Raw genomic sequence first — 24478 nt, forward strand, 5'->3', positions numbered from 1 at the left:
GGTGAGACTTTGAAGAAGAGAGCATTGTGGAAAGATATATTTCGAGAAATTTCTAAATCAAAGATGAGATTTTTATCCATCTTTTTAATTATTTTACTTGGTGTAGCATTTTATTCAGGAATCAAAGCTACTAGTCCTGATATGATCGATACGGCAGATACTTACTATAAAAATCAAAACTTGATGGATGTAAAAGTTATGTCTACGTATGGTTTGACAGAAGACGATATTCAGTTGTTGGAACAAATGGATGGAAGCTCTGTTAAAGCTGCTTACACACAAGATGTCATTTTGGAAGAAACGGATCTGACCACAAAAGTAGTCAGTATACCAAATGATCAAAAAAACTACCTCAACAAGCCGTTTATTGTTGAAGGAAGACTTCCTGAAAAGTCTGGAGAGATCGCTTTAGATGCAAAAAGCGCTTATGCAGAAGAGTATGAGATCGGAGACATTGTCACTTTTAAGACAGATGATGATTCTATTGATTTAGAAGAGTCTTTTACAGGATTATCTTATGAAGTTGTAGGATTCGTAAACTCGCCTCAATTTATCGAGAACAATGCTAGAGGAAATACTTCTATCGGAGCGGGTACATTAGAGGGGTTTGCATTCATACCAGAAAAAGACTTCACGTTAGACGTTTATACAGAAGCCTACTTGACTTTTGCTAATGCCAAAGAGGCTCAATCGTATTCAGATGACTATGAATCTCAAATCGAGGACAATCAAAAAGCCGTAGAAGAATTACTGAAAGCTCGTCCCGAAGAGCGCAGAGATGAAATTACCCAACGAATCCAAAAGGAAATCGATAAAGGACAAGCCGAAATCGATGATGGCTTAAAAGAAATAGAAGAAGGAAAACAAGCTTTGGAGGATGCGGAGACAGAATTAGCGAATGCCCGAGCTGAAATAGATGAAGGTTGGCAAGAGTATCAAAATGGTGTAGAAACATTCGAAACAGAAATTGCCAATGGGCAAGCCACCATTGACCAGAAAAAACAAGAACTTGAAAATGCACGCATAGAGATCATCAACGGAAAAGCAGAACTTGAAGTTGCCCAAGAGGAACTGGATGAATCTAGAGCTATGTTGGAGCAAGAAAGAGCGAATGCTGAAATACAAGTAGCCAACAGTACTGCAGCTATCCAAAGCGCTCAAGAAACGATAGTCCTTCCGATGAACTCGATTCCTGCGCAACAGCAAAATGCTCTACTCAGCGGTGCACAAGCTATCAGCCCTGAAATGACTGGTTTGATCAGAGGATACTTTGACGGAACCGTTCCTGCACAGACTGTTTTAGATGCTGTTAATGAAGTAGAAGCTGGTTCAGCTGCAAATGAATCGTCAGAAAATGCAGAGAGTTTAGAAGAATGGATAGCACTTGCACGTTCGGTTGTCCAAATACCTGGTATGAGTGTGTCGTTGAATACACAGGTCCAAGTAGTCGAACAACTTAGAACAATGGATGTTCAATTAGGGGATTTGGTGAGTCAGTATTACGATGGGGCAGTACCTCCGAATAATACGATTGAGGCTTTAAGTTCAGCTGAATCTCGTGTAAACGCAATCGAACAGCAGCTGAATGATTACGAAGCTGAGTTGAATGCCGGACAAAATCAAATCGATCAACAAAGAGCTGAACTAGAAGCCGCAGAAACCGAAATCGCCAATGGTCAAGTCACTCTTGAAGAGGCACAAAATCAACTGTACCAAGAAACAGAAAACGGGCAAGCAGAATTAGAAGAAGCTCGTTTAGAACTAGAGCAAGGTGAAGAAGAATACGAAGACGGTCTGGAAGAATTTGAAGCTGAAAAATCAGATGCAGAAACCGAAATTGCAGACGCAGAGGCGGAAATTACTAAAGGACAAAGAGAATTGGATAAAGCAAAAAAAGAGCTGGAAGATATCACTCTACCAGAATACTATGTTCTGGATCGAACAACCAATCCGGGATACGCGGAATTCAAGGATAATGCTGAACGTATTGCCTCTATTGCTCAAGTGTTTCCAGTGTTTTTCTTCTTGATTGCAGCACTGGTTTCTCTGACCACATTGACAAGAATGGTAGATGAACAACGTACACAGATCGGAACATTAAAAGCTTTGGGGTACACGAACTGGGATATTTCTAAAAAGTTCTTAGTTTATGCTACATTGGCCAGTATATCAGGAGCTATTATAGGATTGATTATTGGATTCCATTTGTTCCCAACGATTATTATCAATGCTTATGGATCGCTATATAACCTTTCAGATGTCCAAATCGGGTATTACCCGCAAGACATGGTTATATCTTTACTCATCGCTTTCTTGTGTACTAGTGTGACAGCGTTCGTAGCTGTTCGAGTATCCTTACAAAGTAATGCAGCAGAATTGATGCGGCCAAAAGCACCAAAAGTTGGGAAACGAATCTTATTAGAGCGGGTTCCTTTCATTTGGAATAGATTTACGTTTACACAAAAAATCACTGCACGAAATCTTTTCCGTTATAAACGAAGAATGTTTATGACAGTTGCCGGTATCGCAGGATGTACAGCTTTGCTGTTGACTGGATTCGGACTGTCTGATTCCATTTCAGGTGTAGGTGGTCTGCAGTATGGAGAAATCAATCAATACGAAGGCATCATCGCCTTAGACGCAGATGCTGAAGAGATTGAAAAAGAAGAATATGCTCAATTGATTGCCGAGACCTCAGAAATAACTTCGACATTAAATGTTTATCAGGAAATTTACCAAGCGGAAGAATCGGGTGTGAATCCACAAGATGTCACTCTATTTGTTCCTGAATCTACTGATCAGTTAGCTGATTTTGTGCAATTGAAAGATCGTTCTTCTGGACAACAATATGAATTGAGTAATGATGGTGCGATCGTTAGTGAGAAATTAGCAGATTTGTTTGATCTTCAAATGGGAGATACACTTTCACTAGAAGATGCAGACAACAAAAAAATAGAAGTCACCGTTGATCAAATTACAGAAAATTACTTGCAGCATTTTGTTTATATGACTCCTGAATATTACGAATCAGTAGTTGGAGAATTGCCAGAAGCTACAACACAGTTAGTGAACTTTAATGAATCTGAGAGTTGGGAGAACGAGTTTGGTCAAGAATTGACTCAATTGGATGCAGTTTTAGGAGTGACGTTTACGAGCGTGATCAGCGAATCTTTTAAAGATACATTAGAAAGTTTAGTGATCGTAACACTCGTATTAGTCATTTCAGCAGCTTTACTAGCGTTTGTCGTATTGTACAACCTGACCAATATCAATGTTTCTGAACGTATCAGAGAGTTGTCTACCATCAAAGTACTTGGTTTCTATGACAAAGAAGTCACGATGTATGTTTATCGCGAAAACTTCCTGTTGACCTTGATGGGAATCGCGGCTGGGCTTGTCTTGGGATTGATTTTGCATGGGTTTGTGTTAAATACTGCAGAACTGGATATTATGATGTTCAGCCCTGTTATTGCAGTCTCTAGTTACATTTATTCCGCTTTGTTGACGATACTCTTTTCCACACTTGTCATGCTATTTATGCATGTCAAATTAAAAAATGTCGACATGTTGGAAGCTTTAAAAACTATTGAATAAAAAAGAAGTTGAGAAAGTTTCTTAACAAAATGAAAAAGTGTTGGCCGTAAAATTTGGGCAACACTTTTTTTATTTTTATAATAGACTCTTCTGACTAGCAGATAATTTATTTGTTATAATAAAAGCGTTCTAATAAGTAAGAAAAAGCTGCTGAAAAGATTGAAGAAGTACATAGGAAGGAAGGGATAGTTTGTCGCTTAGGTTACGGACCCTAAAAATAGCACTTTCAACAGTGGCAGCTATTTTTATTGCGGATTTTTTCCACTTAGAATCAAGTGTTTCAGCAGGAATCATTGCGATTTTGAGTGTTTTGGATACTCGTAAAACTTCGTTGGAAATAGCCGTTCAACGTGTGATTTCAACTTTACTGGCCTTAGGAATAGCCGCTTTTTTATTTAATGTATTCGGTTTTTCTACAGCGGTATTCGGTTTATATTTACTATTTTATGTTCCTAGTGCCTATAAATTGAACGTTCAATCTGGTATCGCGCCGTGTTCAGTATTGGTCACCCATTTACTGCTGGCAGAAAGTACAGCGCCTGGATTGTTGTTCAATGAATTGAGCCTGATGCTGATTGGAGCAGGCATGGCTTTAGTGTTAAATTTATACATGCCTTCTCAAGAGAAAAAAATCACAGATATCAGGATTCAAGTTGAAGAACAAATGAAGCTGATTTTATACGAATTTGATCATTTTTTACAAAACGGCATCGAAGAAGAAATCTCAAACAAAGAATTAGTCAAACTAAATCAATTGTTGGAACAAGGGATTCAGTTATCTCGCGCTGAAGCTGAAAATCGATTTATTGATCATTCTTATTACCATTTTCGTTATTTTGAAATGAGAAAAAGCCAAGCGAGAATTTTAGAACAAATGCAATGGAATTTAAAGCAAATTTCAATTCCGCTGCAACAAAGCAGAATTTTAGCTGGAATGTACTATTTAACAGCTGAAACTCTCCATGAATACAATTCAGGAATCAATTTATTAGAAGAAATTGATCAATTGACAGATTCGTTTAGAGAAAGCGATCTGCCTGAAACAAGAGAAGAATTTGAAAAAAGGGCTGTACTTTTTCAATTATTGAATGATTTTGAGCGCTTCATAGAAATCAAGAAAGATTTTTACGATGACTATCGAAAAGAATGGTTTGTTTAAAATAAACTGTTGAAAAGACAGTTTATCAACATCTTTAAAAACTGAAACTAACGAAATACGTTTTTGACTATTAAGCAACAAATAGTCGAAAACGTTTTTTTATTATTCTTATATAATCCATCCTTAATCTAATCTGTCAACTAGTTGGAATGATGTAATCTATAATCATTTTTGTAAGATTCAACTAATAAAATGAGGTTTGAGAAAAACCTTTTTTCATAAGAAAAAAATGTATTGATTAAATATTCTGAATATTCTATACTAAGAAACATCACTACTTTTCTTATTTGATTTTAATTTTATGCTTCACGATAAAATTGCGGAATAAGAAGTTAGAAATAAAAGGGATAATGGGGGAATGAATAAATGAAAAAGAAATTACTATTAGGGGTAGCAGCTTTATCTTTATTTGCAGCAGGATGTGGTGCAGGAAGTGGAGCTGGAGATGAAGATACGATCCAGCTTGGCGCAATGTTTGAAAAAACGGGTCCTGTATCAGCTTATGGAACGGCTGAATCAAATGGCGTTAAGCTAGCCATTAAAGAAATCAATGAAGCAGGGGGTATCTTAGACAAGCAAATTGAATTAACTGAATACGATACTAAATCAGATAACGTTGAAGCAACCAGTATTGCAACGCGATTGGCCACTGAAGATAATGTTGTAGCTATCATTGGACCAGCCACTTCTGGAGCTGTTCAAGCAGCAACACAACCGATTACTCGAGCAGAGGTGCCGTTGATTACACCATCTGGTACAGCTGACAACTTGACACTTACAGAGTCGGGTGATGTGCAGCCATTTGTATTTAGAACTTCTTTCCAAGATTCTTTTCAAGGAGTAGCATTAGCTAACTTTGCAATGGACAGTTTAGGGGCGAAAAAAGCGGTTATTATTGGTGACAGCTCAAGTGATTACGCTGTAGGGTTAACAAATGCTTTTAAAGATACTTATGAAGGCGAAATCGTTGCAGAAGAGTACTTTACTCAAGACGACACAGATTTCAGCGCTATTTTGACAAAAATCCAAAATCAAGATTTTGATTTTATCTATCTTCCTGCTTATTATGAGCAAGCAGGTTTAATTTTGAAACAAGCTCGTGAAATGGGGCTGGATCAACCGGTACTAGGCGGGGACGGATTTAGCAACCAAGCTTTATTGGATTTAGCAGGAACAGAAAATGTATCAGATGTTTACTACTCTGCTCATTTCTCACTAGAAAATGAAGACGAACAAGTACAAACGTTTATTGACAACTATACAGCAGAATATGATACAGCACCTGATGCTTTTTCAGCTTTAGCGTATGATGCAGTATACTTGGTTGCTCAAGCTATTGAAGACGGTGGAGAAGCAACACCTGAAGCTATTGCAGCTGCACTTGAAAGCCTTACAGATTTTGACGGGGTAACTGGAACATTCTCTATCGATGAAAATCACAATCCTGTAAAATCTACGTTGATCATTGAGCTGCAAGAAGGAAAAGAAACAAGTACACAAGAAATCCAACCTTAAGAAAAGATAAATAAAAGGTGCAAAGCAGTTGCTAACTTTGCACTTTTTATTTTCTATAAAATAAGGTAAAAAAAATAGAAGTAAAAAGAGAGGTATCCTATGGAAACATTTTTTCAACAAATGATAAATGGACTATCATTAGGTAGTATTTATGCTTTGATCGCTCTAGGTTATACAATGGTTTATGGAATTATAAAATTGATTAATTTTGCTCACGGGGATATTTATATGGTTGGAGCGTTTATCGGATACACCATGATTCATTCTTTTGGAATGGGATTTTTCCCTGCTCTTCTTACGGCAATGGCATTAAGTGCTCTCTTAGGTGTTTTGATTGAGCGCATTGCTTACAAACCTTTACGTCATGCTACTCGAATAGCTGTTTTGATTACAGCCATCGGAGTCTCTTATTTATTGCAAAATGGAATGCTTTACTTTTATGGTGCCGAAGTTCGCTCTTTCCCGCAAGTCGTAGACAACACATTATTTAAAGTCGGAGGATTACAAGTGAGTCGGATTCAATTACTGATTTTTGCTACAACACTTGTTTTGATGGTTTTACTGCAGTTCATCGTTCAAAAGACCAAAATGGGTAAAGCTATGAGAGCGGTAAGTACAGATTCATCAGCAGCCCAATTGATGGGAATCAATGTTGACAACGTCATCTCTTTTACCTTTTTCTTAGGCTCAGCTTTAGCAGGAGCAGCAGGAGTATTAGTAGGCTTGTATTACAATACGATTGATCCGATGATGGGGGTGGCTCCTGGCCTTAAAGCTTTTGTAGCCGCAGTTTTAGGAGGAATAGGATTCATTCCAGGTGCGGTACTAGGCGGTTTTACTATAGGGATAGTAGAAACATTGGTCAGTGCTTACGGAAATTCCATGGTTCGGGATGCAGTTGTATACGGTATCTTGATCATCATTTTGATTATTCGTCCTGCAGGCATCCTAGGAAAACATGCTAAAGAGAAAGTGTAGGTGACAAAAATGAAATTATTGAACAAAACAACGATTGGATGGTTAGTGGTCGCTATTGCAGTTTTTTTACTGCTGCAATTAGCTGTGACTACTGGAATCATCAGTGCGTATTATGAAATCACTTTGGTAACTATTCTGATCAACATTATTCTAGCTGTCGGATTAAATCTGATCATCGGTTTCTCTGGACAGTTTTCACTTGGACATGCTGGCTTTATGGCAATCGGAGCCTATACAGCGGGTGTCATTACTAAATATTTCCCAACTTACACTGGACTATTCTTGGGTATTTTAGCAGGTGTGGTCCTGACCAGTATAGTGGCATTGATTGTAGGAATTCCAACTTTGCGACTAAAAGGAGATTACTTGGCGATTGCTACATTAGGAGTCGCGGAGATCATTCGTATTGTTATCGTGAATATGCAATCTGTCACTAATGGAGCTGCGGGGTTGAGTGGTATTCCCTATTTGTCTAAATGGCCCTTGATTTATGTGTTCACTGTGCTGACGATTTTACTCGTTGCCAATTACACACAAAGCAGCCCGGGTCGAGCAACAATCGCTATTCGAGAAGATGAGATTGCTGCTGAATCAATGGGGGTCAATACGACTAAATACAAAACGATCGCTTTCATCTTAGGTGCAGCGACCGCAGCTATAGGTGGAGCTTTACATGCTTCGTACTTCAGCGTTATTCGTCCTGGAGATTTTACCTTCAATAAATCAGTAGATGTTTTGATCATTGTGGTTTTCGGTGGTATAGGGAGCATAACAGGATCTATTGTGGCAGCGATTTTGCTTGGTGTCTTGAACGTGTTTCTACAACCTTTTGGTGCTCTAAGAATGATCATCTATGCAATAGCATTAATCGGAATCATGATTTTTAAACCGTCCGGGTTGCTGGGCAACAAAGAGTTCACAGTTTCAGGACTGTTGCGCCTCTTTAACCGCAAATCAACTACACAAAAGGAGGGATAACGATGAGTTTGCTGGAAGTAAAAAAATTGACTAAAAACTTTGGCGGACTTTCTGCCATTTCGAATGTTCATTTAGAATTGAAAGAAAATGAATTAGTTGGATTGATCGGGCCGAATGGAGCAGGAAAAACCACGTTGTTCAACTTGCTGACAGGGGTTTACCAACCAACTGAAGGTTCGATCGAAATTGAAACGAATGGGCAAAGAGAATCTATTATCGGGAAAAAAACTTACACGATAACTGATATGGGATTCGGCAGAACGTTTCAAAATATCCGCTTATTCAAAAATTTAACCGTTCTGGACAATGTATTGATCGCGATGCATTCCAAAAGCAAAGTCGGAACGCTAAAAAGTGTTCTTCGTTTACCAAGTTATTATGCTTCTGAAGCAAAAATGAAAAAAGAAGCGGTTGAGTTGTTGGAAATATTCAGTCTGGAAAATAAACTAGAAGAACTGGCAAAAAATTTACCTTATGGAGAACAACGAAGATTAGAAATCGTTCGAGCGTTAGCTACTAAGCCTAAAGTGTTGTTCTTAGACGAGCCTGCTGCGGGAATGAATCCTCAAGAAACAGCTGATTTGACCGCTCTGATCCGTAAAATCCAAAAAGATTTTAAGATCACGATTTTGCTGATCGAACATGACATGTCATTAGTCATGAATGTCTGCGAACGAATCTACGTATTGGAGTACGGTCGTATGATCGCCCATGGAACGCCCGATGAAATAAAAGGCAATAAACAGGTTATCAAAGCATATTTAGGCGGTGAGTAAATGTTAACTGTAAAAAATCTAGCAGTACACTATGGGGTTATTGAAGCTATTCGAGAGGTTTCTTTTGAAGTAAAAGAAGGAGAAATCGTTTCATTGATTGGAGCGAATGGTGCCGGGAAATCGACTATTTTAAAAGCTGTTTCCGGATTGATCCGTCCGAGCCGAGGGGAAATCGTGTATGAAGGGACGCCAATCACAACAGCTACTCCGAAACAAATCGTAGAAAAAGGGATTTCTCAAGTTCCAGAAGGCAGACATATTTTCAGCGGAATGACAGTTTTAGAAAACCTTGAGATGGGTGCCTTTTTAAGGAAAGATAAAGCAGAAATTGAAAAAGATTTGAACTTGGTCTTTGAACGTTTCCCTATTTTAAATGAACGAAAAAACCAAGATGCAGCAACACTTTCTGGTGGGGAACAACAAATGGTAGCCATGGGGAGAGCTCTTATGAGCCGCCCAAGATTATTGCTTCTAGATGAGCCCTCAATGGGTTTGGCGCCTATTTTGATCAAAGAGATTTTTCATATTATTGAAGAAATCAACCGAACAGGTACGACTGTACTCTTGATCGAGCAAAATGCTAAAATGGCTTTAAAGATAGCGAACAGGGGATACGTATTAGAGACAGGAAATGTCATTCAGACTGGTACAGGGAAAGAACTGTTAGAAAGCGATATTATTCAAAAAGCTTATTTGGGAGGTTAAGTGTATGTTGGTCAAAGATTACATGACAGCTGATGTCGTGACGGTAAATGAAGAAACGAAGGTACTGGAAGCATTAGATTTGATGAAAGAATATGACTTCCACCGCTTGCCAGTCGTAAGAAATGAACGAATGGTTGGATTGGTCACAGAAGAAGTCATCAGTGATAATTCTCCTTCAACGGCTACATCGTTAAGTATCCATGAGTTGAACTATTTGTTGACCAAAACAACTGTGGGAGATATTATGAGCAAAGAAGTTCCTACTATTGGTCCAAATGATTTACTTGAAGAAGCAGCTACTCGCATGAGAGATTTTAAAGTCACCGTACTGCTAGTTGTAGAAAATAAAAATCAAGTGGTTGGCATCATTACCGATAAAGACATCTTTCGAGCCTTTATCGATTTATTGGGTTACAACAATAAAGGGAGTCGTATCGTAATCGATATTCCAGAAGACCATCCTGGTATTTTAGAAGATGTCACCAATATTCTGGCAGAAGCCAATGTAAGCATCAACCAGATTGCTGTTTACAGAAAAGAGTCATTTACACAAATAGTGATTCAAATGGATAGCGATAAAACCACTGACATCAAGGAAATATTAACTACAAGCGGATATACTGTCAGTTCTGCCATTTATAAAGAAGGCTACTTAAAAGGGCAATAAAGGCTAACAACTGCAACTTTACTTCTGATTTATACAATAAAAAAACCATTAGAGGTGCTGACCTCTAATGGTTTTTTGTGTTAAGTCTATGGACTTGTTTTAGGCTAGGAACTCAAAGGTTATTCAAAATCGTAACGCAAACCCCATTGTTCCCGCAAGTTATCCATGATAGACATCACGTCATGAGTCAATTGAATTTGTGTGTTAGGTGTTTGTTGTAAAATGTTGCTCGTCATCAATTCAATTTCATAATTTAGAGCTTCATTAGAGTCTCCAGCTGTTACGGTTTCAAAAGAACCGTCCGGATAAGTAATCGTTGCAGTATTAGCTCTTGGATAATCTTCAATAGTGATAAACCCATTTTCGAAAGCAACGATACCCACTTTAGGCATCTTAGCCCGGAAAGTTAAACTAACAACAGCCATTTCATTATCCGGATTTTTCAAAATGACAGCTGATTGTTCATCGACACCCGTTTCATAAGAATTCATTGTTGTCAGAATTTCAGTAGGCTGGCCGGATAAGAAGAAGCGAGTAAAAGCCAAGGCATATACACCGATATCCAATAAAGCTCCCCCAGCAATTTCTTTATTAAAGAAGCGGTTGGTCGGATCCGCTTCTTTCAAACTTCCAAAAGAAGCTTGAATCATTTTCAATTTACCTAATTTTCCAGTTGAGATGATATCTTTTAATTTATGGTAAAGAGGCATATGGTAAATCGTCATGGCTTCAGCAACGATCAGATTTTTTTCTTCAGCTAAAGCCAATACTTCATCCAGTTCTTTGTTGTTCATTGTGATCGCTTTTTCACACAAAACGTGTTTGCCAGCTTGCAAGCTTTTTAATATATACTTTGCATGATGGCTGTGCGGAGTAGCGATATACACGACATCAATATCCGGATCAAACAACATTTCTTCATAATTCCCATAAGCTTTTTCAATCCCGTACTTTTTCGCAAATGCATTTGCTTTGTCCAAATTACGTGAAGCCACTGCCAGCAAAGTAGCTTCTTGGACATTAAAATCTTTAGCGAAACTTGACGCGATATCTCCTAAACCGATGATTCCCCAATTAACATTTGTCATATAGTATTTTAGAAACTCTGTGTTATTACTCAAAATGCTAGAGCTTCTAATCCTCCTCTCAATAAAAAAGTTCCGCTTTCATTATTGCGTATTTGTAAAAAGAAGTACAGTGAAAGTTTATTTTCATTGTTTTGAAGCATAAGTATCTTGAAATCTTTTAGTGAAAAACAACGAAACGATTAAGATCAATTCGAAAGCATTTGTTACAGCAGCACTTGGCAATGAAATCGGAAAGGCATTTCCAAGGAACATGATCAATGTACCCACAAAAAACCAAACCCAGCGTTGTTTTCTCCATACTATAATAGAAGCAAAAATTAAGATAAGGGAAACGAACAATACCATCAAAGGTATTCCAGAAGTTGGTTCAGCATTACTGTAACTTAGTACACCAAATTTCCAGTTGGCTTCCAGATTCAAGCCAAGTACCTCACTGAAAAGTTCATAAACGATCAGACTCAGCGTTAATAGATAAAAAACAGCCTGAAACCACTTTTTAAAAGTCCACTCAAAATCAGCTTTCTTCATGGTGCTTAAGGAAAACAATACCAGTAAGGGAGTGAAAAAAGCGTGCATATAAAACCGAGGGTAACTTAACATTTCCAGCAGGCTGCCTTCTCCAATGAATTTTCCCAAGGACAATACACCATTATCGTAAACCAGTCCGATAATAACAAGCAACAGTACATTAGAAAGGTCGTTCCATCCGTATCGTGCAGCTAGCTTAATTCCCCAAATCATTAAAACCAGATACACAGTGAAGTAACCAAAAAATAAAATGGTATCTAACATAAAATATTTCCTCCTTTCATAAGGACAATTAAACCTATAGAGTACTCATAGTTAACATATAATTTTCCCGGACTGGGGTCAAATAGTTGCAACAGAAATGAGTAAATAACTGGTAAATTAACCTATTAAGTGTATTATAAGTGTATAAGAGGAAAGTTATTTTTGCTGACAGCCATTATTCTCGTCAATGTATAATTTGATTTAATGAAAGATATTCATCATTTCAAGGATAAGGAGAGATTAAGTATGCATGAAGCTTTAGTAGCCATTGTATTGGGAGCGGTAAAAGAACAATATGCAACAGAAAAGGCTTTTTACTCTGAACAGTTGGGGATTTCACCACAAAGCTGGGATCGTTGGAAAAAAGGGCAACAAGGTTTGAAAACTGAAAACATGAATAAGATCGCTCAGTTATTTACGGATTATGAATGGATGCTTGTCCAAAAAGTTTGTCGTAATGCTCTCTTGATTTCAGAGGTAGCAGAAAACCCGGTAGCAGAGTACATGAACATGAAATATCATGTAGCGAAAAAATGGTTGAGAAGCAACATGGCAACAATAGAGATCAATCATCAACCAGAAGAAAGTGTAGAAACTAATCATCGCAAGATCAATCAAACTATTGTGCGGATAGAGATCAGTTACGACTTCTGGAGTTACAAAGATCGTATTGAATTGCATTTGCCAGGAATCGTACAGCAACAACTGGAAATCGAAAAACAAGGGTTATTGGAATGGTTCAATAAGAACGTAGAACAGCCTTTTCGTATCTAAAAGAGTCTTTAAAAATTGAATATTGAATCTATATGATCATCAGCGAGAAGTTTTTCTTCTCGCTGATTTGTTTCTGTCTTGAAAGAAAAAATAAAATAGAGTGAAGAATCGAAATTCAGTCTAAGGTAGGTTGAAAAGAAGAAATTTTTCTATAAAATAGAGTAAGTGCAACTAACGATATGAAATGAACGGAGTCTTGAAATTGAAAACGAAATTATGGGCAACAATGCTAACGGCATTTTTATTGGCTGGCTGCCAAAATGAATCTGCTGATATAGCAAATGAATCTACATCATTAAAAAGCGAAGAAGTCAGTAATGAATTTGCGGAATCGGCTGCTCTGACGCCGGAAGAAGAAAAAGAACAGGAAATGATTGCCGCTTTACCGGATGTTTCGACAAAAGATTGGAATTTGATTTTGGTCAATAATTGGCATCCTATTGACGAAACGCTCGAGATTCCATTGGAAACAGTGGCTGATCAAAAAGAAGTCGATGCTCGTATAGTGGAGCCTTATACTAACTGGATGAACGCTGCCAAAGAAGCAGGCTACACGATTTTCTTGGCTTCTTCTTATCGTTCTGTTGAAAGGCAGCAAGCTAATTATGATGCCAGCATCCAAAGTTATATCAATGAAGGTTATTCCAAAGAAGAAGCTGTTGAAAAGACTGAAGATTATATAGCTATTCCTGGAGGCAGTGAACACCACACTGGTTTAGCACTGGATATGGTGGATAATGAATGGCTCAGTACGGGAAAAGGGTTAGTGCCTGAATACGACACGCAAGAATCCCAACAATGGCTGGTAAATACTGCAGCAGATTATGGATTTATTTTGCGTTTTCCTAAAGACAAAGAGACGGAGACTGGTATTCAATATGAGTCTTGGCATTTTCGTTATGTAGGAGTAGAAAATGCTCAGTTTATCAAGCAGCATGGATTGGCTTTGGAAGAATACATTGAGCTTCTTGAAAAAGCTGGCAAAACGGGAGAATAAAAGATGGAAAATCTAATTTTTATCCTATGTTGTGAAAGGAGCAGTTAAGGTGGCGCAGTCGAAGAAAAGAAAGAAAACAACGCATAGAAAAAAAAGTTCCAAACAAAGACGTTTTTTGCCTAGTCGAATTCTGATGATTTTATTTATTTTGTTTTTTGTTTTTTTTGGAGCATTAGCTCTGCTAGGGAAATCGATTATTGAACCACTGAATTCGAGCCGAGAGAAGGAAGAATTTATTGTTCAGATTTCAGGTCATGCGAAGACATTGCAAGAACAATATGACTTGCTGCCTAGTATCAGTATTGCCCAAGCGATCTTGGAATCAGATTGGGGGACAAGTGAGTTGGCAACAGAAAACAAAAATCTGTATGGTATAAAAGGCAGCAGCTCAGAAAATACGGTCATGATGGAAACAAAAGAATTTGAAAATGGAGAGTGGATCCAGATAAAAGCTCCTTTTCGAAAATACGAAACGTGGCAAGAATCAATGGACGACCATGCGTTGTTATTTGTAAATGGAACCAATTGGAATGCAGAACAGTATACGACAGTTCTGACGGCTGAAAATTATCAAGAAGCTGCTCAAGCATTACAAGATAACGGTTATGCCACCGATCCAACTTATGCGGAAAAGCTGACTCGTTTGATTGAACAATATCAGCTTCATCAGTATGATGATTAACCAGTCAGGAACTTTTATCTCAGCACAGATTGTATATAGAGAATATACTAGGAATAAAAAATGGTTTGAAGTAAAATAACTATAAGTGCAGTAAAGTGTAAAAGGAAAGAAACTTAAAGGAGGAGTGGTAAATGTCGGCAAATCAACCACAAAAAAAGTGGGGACTGAGTAAACTAATGTGGATAGCTGTTGTTGTCCTTTTAGTAGCTGTCATTAGCGGTATAGGTTGGATGGCTTGGTCTTATTTTAATGGGAAAAACTCAGATTCAGCTGCAGCGGAAGAAAAATCTCAAGAATTTATCGCTTACTTAGAAGAACAAGATTTTTCCGGGCTGCCTGCTGTATTAAGCGAATCTTCGCTGGTAGATGCTGGATTTACAAAAGAGCAAGTAGAAGAATTATATCAAAGCTCTTTTAATGAAATGCAAGTTAATGATGTAGAAGTATCCGACGTAGTATTTAATGAAAACGAATCGGATGACGTGATGGAATTCTCCTATATCCTAAATCTTGTGACTCCGATTGGAACGATTGAAGACTTAGCTTATTCGGCTTCTCTAACAAAGGGTGCTGAAGATGAGTTTTTTGTAGATTGGCAACCAAATCTCGTACTGCCAGATATGGAGCCTGGTGATGTGATCGAAGCTCAATTTGAAAAAGGCGGACGCGGTAAAATAGTGGATCGAGACGGAGATCCATTGGCAACAGCTGGTGTTTGGATGAGAGCTGGTCTTTACCCTGGAGCATTAGGTGAAGAAGATGCACGAACAGATAATCTCGCAAAAATCAGTGAAACATTTGAAGTTTCAGTAGATTACCTTGAAGGATTGTTGGAACAGAGCTGGGTTACGGAAGATACTTTTGTGCCGTTTAAAACGATAGCTTCTGATGAGACTGAGGAATTGACAGGTGTAATGTATCAAGAAGTCAGCATGCGGACTTATCCTTTGAATGAAGCTACAGCTCATTTGATCGGCTATGTTGGCGAGGTGAATGCTGAGGAGATTGAAAAGAATCCAACGTTGACTGCTGGAGAAATCGTCGGAAAATCTGGATTGGAAGCTGCTTATAATGAACGGTTACGCGGTAAATCCGGTGGTTCGATCATATTAAAAGATGCTGAAGGAACGACCAAAACTGTCTTAAAAGAACAAGAAGTTCAAAATGGGGAAGATATTCAGTTAACGATCGATGCAGATGTTCAACAAAAAGCTTATGAAGCGCTTGAAGGGGAAAATGGATCTGTAGTAGCGATGGATCCTGAAGACGGAAGTTTGTTAGCACTAGTCAGCACACCTTCATATGATGCTGGTTTGATGACTAGAGGAATCACCAATGAGGATTATCAAGCTTATCTTGACGATGAGAACACACCATTCCTTGCTAGATATACAGCTCGACTTGCTCCAGGTTCAACATTTAAATTGATCACAGCAGGAATCGGCCTTGATTCAGGGAAGACGACTCCTGAAGAAGTACATGAAATCTATGGAGATACTTGGCAGGCGAATGAATCATGGGGGAATTATGCCGTACATCGAGTGACTGAAGTGGATAAAGTTTCTTTAAGAGAAGCATTAGTTTATTCAGACAACATTTTCTTTGCTCAAGAAGCTTTGGAAATGGGACAAGAAACGGTTGAAAAAGGGATGAGCAATTCTGTTTTTGGAGAAGAATTTGATTTGCCGATTGCGATGCAACCAGCTCAACTATCCAATTCAGGTAAGCTGGATTCTGAGATCTTATTAGCAGATACTGCATATGGTCAAGGAGAACTATTGATGAGCCCTATTCAGCAAATCGTATCGTATAGTGCCTTTTTGAATGATGGAACGTTGGTTTATCCGAAACTGACCAGTGATCAAGAAACAGCGGAACCCAAACAAGTAGTGTCTAAAGAATCTGCTGATTTGATTCGTTCGTATTTGCTTGAAGTGGTTACGGATGAAAACGGGACAGCTCATCAATTGGCTGACCTGCCTTACTCGATTGGTGCAAAAACGGCAACAGCTGAATTCCAAAATGTAGACAAGAATAATGGATTCGTTTTGACATTTGATGCAGAAAATAATTCTTATATGATGTTGGGGATGTTGGAAGAAAGCGCAAGTGGAGAAGTCATCGAGCTGCTGAAACCCGTCATAGAAGAAATGCCGAATTTATTACAGTAGCTGTTTTTTTTAGTAACAGGCAAACTGATTAAAAACCTATGAGAATCATATGTTGAAATAAACTGTAAATAATGGTACATTAGTAATGTTTTATAAATAAATTTTTATAACTATTGAAGGAGAAGATGATAAATGACCCCAGACCCCGGAAGTGATTCTTCGCTGAGTGTCCAGATAATCTTAATTGTAGGCTTAACAGCAATTAATGCATTGTTTGCCGCAGCAGAGATGGCGTTTGTTTCCTTAGACAAAGGCAAAATAAATGAGAAAGCCATAAATGGTGATAAGAAAGCGAAAAACGTACTGAAGTTATTAGGCAATTCAGACAACTTTCTATCTACTATTCAAGTAGCTATTACGTTGGCAGGTTTCTTAAACAGTGCTTCAGCAGCTACATCATTAGCAGATCGTTTCATGCCGTTGTTGGGAAATATTCCCGGTGCTTCAACTATAGCAGTTGTTATCGTGACAATAATTATTTCGTATATCACATTGGTATTTGGAGAGCTGTTTCCAAAAACAGTAGCTTTACAGCGTTCAGAAAGTGTTGCACTTGGAACTGCAGGGATTATACTGGCAGTTCAAAAAGTAATGATGCCTTTCGTAAAATTTCTTTCTTTATCAACAAATCTGTTGAAGAAAATTACACCAATTGAATTTTCAGAAGAAGAAGAAAAAATGACGCGTGATGAGTTTCGTTCTTACTTAGAACAAAGTCAAAAAGACGAAGCTATTGATATAAGCGAATTTTCAATGTTGAAAGGTGTCTTATCTTTGGATACTAAAATGGCTAAAGAGGTCATGGTTCCAAGAACAGATACATTCATGATTGATTACGATGATGGGAATGAGGAAAACATCCCTAAACTTTTAGACATCCCATATTCCCGTGTACCAGTCTATTTTGAAGACAAGGATAATATTATTGGGATCATCCACGTTAAAAACTTATTGAGAGAAAGTCGAAATCGCAATATTGACGATATCGATCTAAAAGAAATATTAAATGAACCATTATTTGTCCCAGAAACGATTTATATTGATGATTTGATCTATGAACTGAGAAAAACACGTAACCAGATGGCTGTATTGAATGATGAATACGGCGGTGTAGTAGGAGTTGTTACACTGGAAGACGTTGTGGAAGAAATTGTAGGAGATATCGATGACGAGTACGATGAAGTATATGCATTGATCGAGAAAATCAATGATACTCGTTATTTAGTAGACGGATCTACACAATTGTCTAAATTCAATGAGTTCTTTGGTACGAGTATTGAATCCTCGGATGTTGATACGATTGCCGGATTCTTCATTATAGAATATGGAAATATTCCTAGAGATGGTGATGACGCATTTGTTGAATACGAAAATTTCTTGTTGAAAGCAAATGAAATAGAATCTTCGCGTATCAGCAATTTAATCGTTGAAAGACTAGATGAACCAAAAGATTCTACAGGAATAAATCTTATGGATGAAGACTAATAATTAACATAAGGGTTAAGCCAGTAAAATGGTTTAACCTTTTGTTCTATCTAAATCTATTGAACTAATAAGATACAATCAAAGCTGATAACCTACTAATGGGAGGAAGAGAATGAAATTACTTGAGGAAAGAATTGTAAAAGACGGACGTGTGTTAAGTGAAGGTGTATTAAAAGTAGATCAATTTTTGAATCATCAAATAGATCCTGTGCTGATGAAAGCAATGGGGGAAGATTTTGCGAAATACTTTGAACAAAAAGGAATCACAAAAGTTGTGACGATTGAAGCTTCAGGTATAGCTCCTGCCGTTTTTACAGGACTGTCTTTAGGTGTTCCTGTGGTTGTGGTAAAGAAAAACATCAGTATTACCATGACAGATGAATTGGTTGCAGCTGATGTTTATTCTTTTACCAAACAACAAAACTATACAATATCCGTTTCCAACTCTGTTCTGTCTGAAAATGATACAGTTTTGATCATTGACGATTTTTTAGCCAATGGTCAAGCTGCTTTAGGATTGATGAGTATTTGTCACCAAGTAGGGGCAACAGTAGCAGGAATCGGTATCGTTATTGAAAAATCTTTTCAAACTGGTCGTTCTTTATTAGAAGAAAAAGGGACAGACGTTTATTCACTTGCACGCATCAGCTCATTAGAAAATGGCAAGGTTGTATTTGTAGATGAAAACCAGTAACAAAAATCAAAGCCTATAGTTTAGAAGTACAACCGTAAGTAACAAGTGATATGTTTAATCAGATAAGGAGAGCACAGCTAAATGGAAATAGATTTGGGATTATTAGCTACAATATTTATAATCAACGTAGGTTATGTCACTTTGATGACGATTCGGATGATGTTAACGATGAAAGGGTACCGTCTGGCCGCACCGTTAGTAGCGATGGCAGAAACGACTATTTACATCGTGGGATTAGGCCTTGTACTGGATCGATTAGATAATTTTTGGAATATCTTAGTATATGCCTTAGGGTACGGCACCGGAATTTTAGCCGGGATTAAAATTGAAGAATACTTGGCATTAGGGTATATTATGGTTACAGCAATCATTCCTTCTATTGAGAATGACATTCCCTCCAGCTTGCGTGAATTAGGGTATGGTGTAACAACGAGTTATGCTTTAGGTAAAGAAGGCGACCGGATGGTTTTAGAGATTCTGACGCCCCGGAAAACAGAACGGAAATTGTATCAGCAAATAGAAGAACTCGCACCTAAAGCGTTTGTCATCTCTTATGAACCGAAATATATCAGCGGTGGATTCTGGACAAAACGTGTGAAAAATCGTAGAAAAGAAATCAAATTAGAACAAAAACAACAAAAAGAAGATGAAAAAAACTGAATATTTAGAAGGTAGGGATAAATCTTGGCAAATGTGATAACTCCTAGCAAAGTGATTGGTATTATTGGCGGAGGAAACTTAGGGAGAATGCTGACTTTGTCTGCTAAAAAAAGGGGATATCAAGTAGGAATTCTTGATCCTGTATTAAACTGTCCAGCCGCTCAACTAGCTGATTGGCAGTTAGTAGGGGATATCAATGACCCTCAGCTTCTAACAGAATTAGCTTTTAAGTGTGATGTCGTAACAATCGAAGCAGAAAATGTCTTTTCAGAATCAGCTCAAAGAATTTCGAGAACAGTCTCTTTCCCACAAGGAATTGAATTATTAGATGTCGCTCAAGATAGAATATTGGAAAAAGCGTATTTAGAAGCCGCAAATTACAATATTGCTCCTTATGCAACAATCGTTTCTCCAGAAGATATTGAAACCGCCAGCAGAGAATTGGGTTTTCCATGTGTATTAAAAACTTTGCATCGAGACAAGAGACAAAAACAAAAAGTTACTTTATACAGTGAAGAAGATTTTGAGAAGAGTGCAGCGTTGCTTGTTCATGGGACTTGTATCTTAGAAGCACTGATTCCTTTTGAAAGACAACTTTCAGTTTCAGTGGTCAGCAATCCTCAAGGAGAAATACGTACCTTTCCAGTCTCTGAAAACTTGTATCGAGATGATGTTTTGTACCAAAGTTTGTTTCCAGCACATATTGATGATGAAGTAGCGGAAGAAGTGAATCGAATAGCGTTGGACATTGCTCAAAGAAGCCATTTAATAGGTACGATGACAGTAGAATTACTCTTAACGTCTAGTGGGGCCTTATATGTGGATGATATTACGCCAACGATTCACGATAGCGGCTTAAGCACGATGGATGCTTGCTCTATATCACTTTTCGATGCACATATCCGTGCTATTTGCGGATGGCCGTTACCCGAGATTAAATTACAATCTAAAGCCGTAATGGTAAAAACTTTTGAAAGTAACCGTTCCGAAGTTGAAAATCAGCTTCAATTGAAACCCGATTGGCATTTTTATTATTATGGAGTCGAAAGAGACTATGGTGAAGGTATAGGGCATATAACAGTTTTGACAGAAGACATTGATATGACGATAGAATTGTTGCAAGATACGGGTATATTGAACTGATATTTTAAAGAAGATCAACAGGTTTTGGTTGATCTTTTTTTATACCCTGAATACAATACAAAAAAATAGAGATAAGTCATGACAGATGAGAGACATAATGCTAAAGTAATAAAGGGAATTTTAAAAAAATCCAACTAGAAAATTTTTGATTAAGGGAGACTACAAAAATGATTGAACGATATACCAGACCGGAAATGGGAACCATTTGGACAGATGAGAATCGATACAATGCTTGGTTGGAAATTGAAATATTAGCAGATGAAGCCTGGGCTGAACTAGGAGAGATTCCAAAAGAAGATGTTCAAAAAATTCGGGAAAATGCTTCTTTCGATATTCAACGTATTCTTGAAATCGAAAAAGAGACTCGTCATGATGTGGTAGCTTTCACGCGTGCTGTCTCAGAGTCTTTAGGTGAAGAACGAAAGTGGGTACACTATGGACTGACAAGTACTGATGTTGTAGATACAGCGTATGGATACTTATTCAAACAAGCCAACGATTTATTGCGTCAAGACCTGCAAAACATCTTAACTGTGATTGGTGAAAAAGCAAAAGAACACAAGTATACCGTTATGATGGGCAGAACACATGGAGTCCACGCCGAACCAACGACTTTTGGGATGAAGTTAGGGACTTGGTATTCCGAAATGAAGCGGAACATCGAACGTTTTGAACACGCTGCTAAGGGTGTAGAAGCGGGTAAAATCAGCGGAGCTGTCGGAACATTTGCTAACATCCCATTAGAAGTTGAAGAATACGTCTGTGATCATTTAGGTATCAGAGCTCAGGAAATCTCTACACAAGTCTTGCCTCGTGATCTGCATGCGGAGTATATTTCTTCTATAGCGCTGATTGCAACAAGTATTGAGCGTTTTGCCACAGAAATCAGAGGTCTTCAAAAATCAGAAACACGCGAAGTAGAAGAGTACTTTGCAAAAGGACAAAAAGGCTCCTCTGCTATGCCGCATAAAAGGAATCCGATCGGGTCAGAAAACATGAGCGGCTTAGCTCGTGTCCTAAGAGGTCATATGATTACGGCTTATGAAAACGTAACATTATGGCATGAACGTGATATCTCCCATTCTTCTGCTGAAAGAATCATCATTCCAGATTCGACGATTTTATTGGATTATATGTTGAATCGATTCAGCAACTTGGTTAAAAACTTGACCGTTTTTCCAGAAAATATGCTGCGCAATATGGATTCTACTTATGGATTGATCTATAGTCAACGAGTGTTGCTTAAATTGGTTGATAAAGGGCTGAGCCGAGAAGAAGCCTATGATCTGGTTCAACCGAAAACTGCTCAGGCGTGGGATGAACAAATGCAGTTTAGAGAATTGTTAGAAGAAGACGAGCAAATCAGTAAACTCCTTTCCAAAGAAGAGCTAGATGATGCATTCGACTATCATCATCATTTGAAAAATGTGGATAAAGTGTTTAAGCGATTGGGTCTTGATCAATAACGAGTTAGTTTATCTTGCACATAAAGGATTAAAATAAGATAAACAAGAAAACAACACACAGAAATAGAGGTATGTTACTCTACTTTTTGTGTGTTTCACTATACAGAAGAAAAGAAGGTGCAAAAAATGAAAAAAGCAAAATTGAGTGTTGTCTTTTCTATGCTCACGTTTGGAACCATTGGTATTTTTGTAAAAAACATTGCCCTTTCTTCCAGCGAAATTGCTCTCTACCGAGGGATATTTGGGAGTTTATTTTTACTAGGAGTTTTAGTGTTGAAAAAAGAAATGATTCCTTTAGCTGTCTTTAAGAAGAATGCAAAGGTACTGCTTTTTTCTGGGGCGGCAATTGGTATTAATTGGATTTTATTGTTTGAATCGTATAGGTACACTACGATTTCAAATGCCACTCTAAGCTACTATATTGCACCCGTTATCGTTGTAATTTTTTCAGCAAGTTTATTTAAAGAGAAGTTGACGCTTAAAAAAATACTTTGCACAGCAGCCGCTATGATAGGTATGTTTTTGATCGTTAATAGTGGAGCAGCAGGAATAATTAGTGCTGACCATATAAAGGGTGTCGGGTTAGCCTTAAGTGCTGCTGTTCTTTATGCGAGTGTCATTCTCGTGAATCGATTTGTTAAAGAGTTGTCAGGTTTACAAAGTACCTTTATTCAATTATTTGTCGCTTCAATAGTCTTGCTGCCATATGTATTAGCAACTCAAGGTTTTCATTTGACGACAGTGGATAGAAATTCTTTTATCTACTTATTGGTTTTAGGTGTTGTGCATACTGGGATAGCCTATGCGTTATTTTTTTCTGCCATTCCATATTTGAAGAGTCAGACAACAGCCATGCTGAGTTATGTTGATCCTGCATCTGCAGTCTTCTTCTCTGCGGTATTTATTAAAGAAGAACTTACTCTGATTCAACTTATTGGAGGAGTACTCGTATTGGGAGCTTCGTTTATCAGCGAAACAAAAACAGTATCTGCTTCTGAAATGTCTGCCTAAAAGGAGTAGGCGAAAAAAAAAACTGCTTGTGGGCTCAAGCAGTTTTTTCGGGGCAAAACCATACAAATGTATGGCAAAACAGTGATCCATTACACTGATTAAAAGATACCATATCGATATAAAAAACCTGTTAGGAAAAGGTTTTCTTTTTGTAAATTTTTATGTAGAAGCTAAATGCGGCTAATATTTGAAATAGCACTCTTTTCTAAGTACAGTTTCCCATAAACGGGTTGAATATCCGTACATTTATCTCTATAATCAAATATAATGTCGTAAACACAAAATTGTTTTTATAGAAAATGGTATAGTAGTTGTGAGATAAAAATATAGGAAATATAAGAAGGGGAATAAAGAATTGGTAAAAGTAAAAAATTTAGAGACTCAGGCATATCAGTACATAAAAAATAAAATCGACAGCAGACAATGGCTGCCTCAAACACATATTACAGAGCTTGATTTGTCTAAAGAGTTGGGGATTAGTCGAACCCCTATACGAAGAGCTTTCATTCGTCTTCAGGAAGAAAAAATCTTGAAGATCATTCCTCATAAGGGGGCCATAATTCAAGAACCTATTATCGATAATAAAGGTTTCCAAGACCGCCTTGGTTTTATGGAATTAATGTTGAATGATTATTTGCATCAAATGCAAATCCGAGAGGTCACATTTACAAAAAATGAATTATTGGACTATGTGAAATCTATGACTGCTCTAACTGGCAGAGATCAAGGGGATGACTTTTATGAAGCGGAGATTCGTTACTGGCAGGAATTTGTCAGACATGCAAAGAATGCTTATAATGTCTCTGTCCTTATGGATACTTTTCGCTCATTGAACCAGCAAGACAATGAAGAGATTCAAGCTGTTTTACTGGAATGCAGAAAAATAAAAATCCGTCACCTTAGCCGATTAGCAGAGTACGTAGCTGATTCTCAATATGCCTATGCTAGAAAAGAAATTCGGATTTTGATGAATCAATTATCTTTAGCTTTGCTGCAAGGAATTTAAGTAGTTTAATGTTTTATTTATACTGTTAATACAAAACAAAATCCTTCATTCAATGATATGAAGGTTTTTGTATTTTTTTTTGTGATTTTACTTTGAAGTTTTGCATCTCATACTCTAAGAAGAATCAAACTATGGTA

21 protein-coding genes are annotated in these 24478 nt (G+C 37.6%); 19 read left to right on the top strand and 2 right to left on the bottom strand.

Annotated features, from left to right (window positions below; all coding sequences use genetic code 11):
• Positions 1–9: 9 nt before the first annotated feature.
• From ACE025_RS03115 to ACE025_RS03150, 8 genes are all read left to right on the top strand, one after another.
• Positions 10–3594, top strand: a complete 3585-nt coding sequence (locus ACE025_RS03115) for an ABC transporter permease (RefSeq protein ID WP_485937371.1) — start codon at positions 10–12, stop codon at positions 3592–3594.
• Positions 3595–3784: 190 nt separating this feature from the next.
• A complete protein-coding gene (locus ACE025_RS03120; protein WP_485937373.1) occupies positions 3785–4753 on the top strand; it encodes an aromatic acid exporter family protein in 969 nt (322 codons plus the stop codon).
• Between the two features lie 366 nt (positions 4754–5119).
• Complete coding sequence (locus ACE025_RS03125) at positions 5120–6268, top strand: ABC transporter substrate-binding protein (RefSeq protein WP_485937375.1); 1149 nt, start codon at positions 5120–5122, stop codon at positions 6266–6268.
• A 99-nt stretch (positions 6269–6367) separates the two neighbouring features.
• Complete coding sequence (locus ACE025_RS03130; protein ID WP_485937377.1) at positions 6368–7246, top strand: branched-chain amino acid ABC transporter permease; 879 nt, start codon at positions 6368–6370, stop codon at positions 7244–7246.
• A 9-nt stretch (positions 7247–7255) separates the two neighbouring features.
• The gene (locus ACE025_RS03135; RefSeq protein ID WP_485937484.1) at positions 7256–8224 is read left to right on the top strand and encodes a branched-chain amino acid ABC transporter permease; all 969 of its coding nucleotides are present in this window, start codon (positions 7256–7258) and stop codon (positions 8222–8224) included.
• 2 nt (positions 8225–8226) lie between these two features.
• Entirely contained in the window at positions 8227–9000 is a 774-nt protein-coding gene (locus tag ACE025_RS03140; protein ID WP_485937379.1) for an ABC transporter ATP-binding protein, read from the top strand.
• Positions 9001–9705, top strand: a complete 705-nt coding sequence (locus tag ACE025_RS03145) for an ABC transporter ATP-binding protein (RefSeq protein ID WP_485937381.1) — start codon at positions 9001–9003, stop codon at positions 9703–9705. It abuts the gene before it with no gap.
• A gap of 4 nt (positions 9706–9709) precedes the next feature.
• Entirely contained in the window at positions 9710–10372 is a 663-nt protein-coding gene (locus tag ACE025_RS03150) for a CBS domain-containing protein (protein ID WP_485937383.1), read from the top strand.
• A gap of 119 nt (positions 10373–10491) precedes the next feature.
• On the opposite strand, the gene ACE025_RS03155 is transcribed toward ACE025_RS03150, so the two are convergent.
• Together ACE025_RS03155 and ACE025_RS03160 are read right to left on the bottom strand one after the other, a co-directional pair.
• Positions 10492–11460 (bottom strand): Gfo/Idh/MocA family protein, encoded by a 969-nt coding sequence (locus ACE025_RS03155; RefSeq protein WP_485937385.1) that lies wholly within the window; start codon positions 11458–11460, stop codon positions 10492–10494.
• A 123-nt stretch (positions 11461–11583) separates the two neighbouring features.
• Entirely contained in the window at positions 11584–12252 is a 669-nt protein-coding gene (locus ACE025_RS03160; RefSeq protein WP_485937387.1) for a hypothetical protein, read from the bottom strand.
• 246 nt (positions 12253–12498) lie between these two features.
• Here ACE025_RS03160 and ACE025_RS03165 point away from each other — a divergent pair, with 246 nt between their 5' ends.
• From ACE025_RS03165 to ACE025_RS03215, 11 genes are all read left to right on the top strand, one after another.
• The gene (locus tag ACE025_RS03165; RefSeq protein WP_485937389.1) at positions 12499–13026 is read left to right on the top strand and encodes a hypothetical protein; all 528 of its coding nucleotides are present in this window, start codon (positions 12499–12501) and stop codon (positions 13024–13026) included.
• Between the two features lie 202 nt (positions 13027–13228).
• The gene (locus tag ACE025_RS03170) at positions 13229–14023 is read left to right on the top strand and encodes a M15 family metallopeptidase (protein WP_485937391.1); all 795 of its coding nucleotides are present in this window, start codon (positions 13229–13231) and stop codon (positions 14021–14023) included.
• Between the two features lie 133 nt (positions 14024–14156).
• Positions 14157–14705 carry a glycoside hydrolase family 73 protein gene (locus tag ACE025_RS03175; protein ID WP_485937393.1) on the top strand — a complete coding sequence of 183 codons (549 nt, stop codon included), beginning with the start codon at positions 14157–14159 and terminating at the stop codon, positions 14703–14705.
• A 131-nt stretch (positions 14706–14836) separates the two neighbouring features.
• Positions 14837–16876: a penicillin-binding protein PBP4(5) gene (gene pbp4, locus ACE025_RS03180; RefSeq protein ID WP_485937395.1), complete on the top strand. Its 2040-nt coding sequence runs from the start codon at positions 14837–14839 to the stop codon at positions 16874–16876.
• A gap of 132 nt (positions 16877–17008) precedes the next feature.
• A complete protein-coding gene (locus ACE025_RS03185; protein ID WP_485937397.1) occupies positions 17009–18361 on the top strand; it encodes a hemolysin family protein in 1353 nt (450 codons plus the stop codon).
• A 112-nt stretch (positions 18362–18473) separates the two neighbouring features.
• Positions 18474–19055, top strand: a complete 582-nt coding sequence (locus ACE025_RS03190) for a xanthine phosphoribosyltransferase (RefSeq protein WP_485937399.1) — start codon at positions 18474–18476, stop codon at positions 19053–19055.
• Between the two features lie 81 nt (positions 19056–19136).
• Positions 19137–19715: a DUF2179 domain-containing protein gene (locus tag ACE025_RS03195; protein ID WP_485937401.1), complete on the top strand. Its 579-nt coding sequence runs from the start codon at positions 19137–19139 to the stop codon at positions 19713–19715.
• A gap of 33 nt (positions 19716–19748) precedes the next feature.
• Positions 19749–20858 (top strand): 5-(carboxyamino)imidazole ribonucleotide synthase, encoded by a 1110-nt coding sequence (locus ACE025_RS03200; RefSeq protein ID WP_485937486.1) that lies wholly within the window; start codon positions 19749–19751, stop codon positions 20856–20858.
• Between the two features lie 167 nt (positions 20859–21025).
• Entirely contained in the window at positions 21026–22324 is a 1299-nt protein-coding gene (purB, locus tag ACE025_RS03205; protein ID WP_485937403.1) for an adenylosuccinate lyase, read from the top strand.
• Positions 22325–22450: 126 nt separating this feature from the next.
• On the top strand, positions 22451–23335 hold the full coding sequence (locus ACE025_RS03210; RefSeq protein WP_485937405.1) for a DMT family transporter: 885 nt from the start codon (positions 22451–22453) through the stop codon (positions 23333–23335).
• Positions 23336–23690: 355 nt separating this feature from the next.
• A complete protein-coding gene (locus tag ACE025_RS03215) occupies positions 23691–24341 on the top strand; it encodes a GntR family transcriptional regulator (RefSeq protein ID WP_485937407.1) in 651 nt (216 codons plus the stop codon).
• Positions 24342–24478 lie beyond the last annotated feature (137 nt).

The organism is Desemzia sp. AGC72 (genome assembly GCF_057334175.1).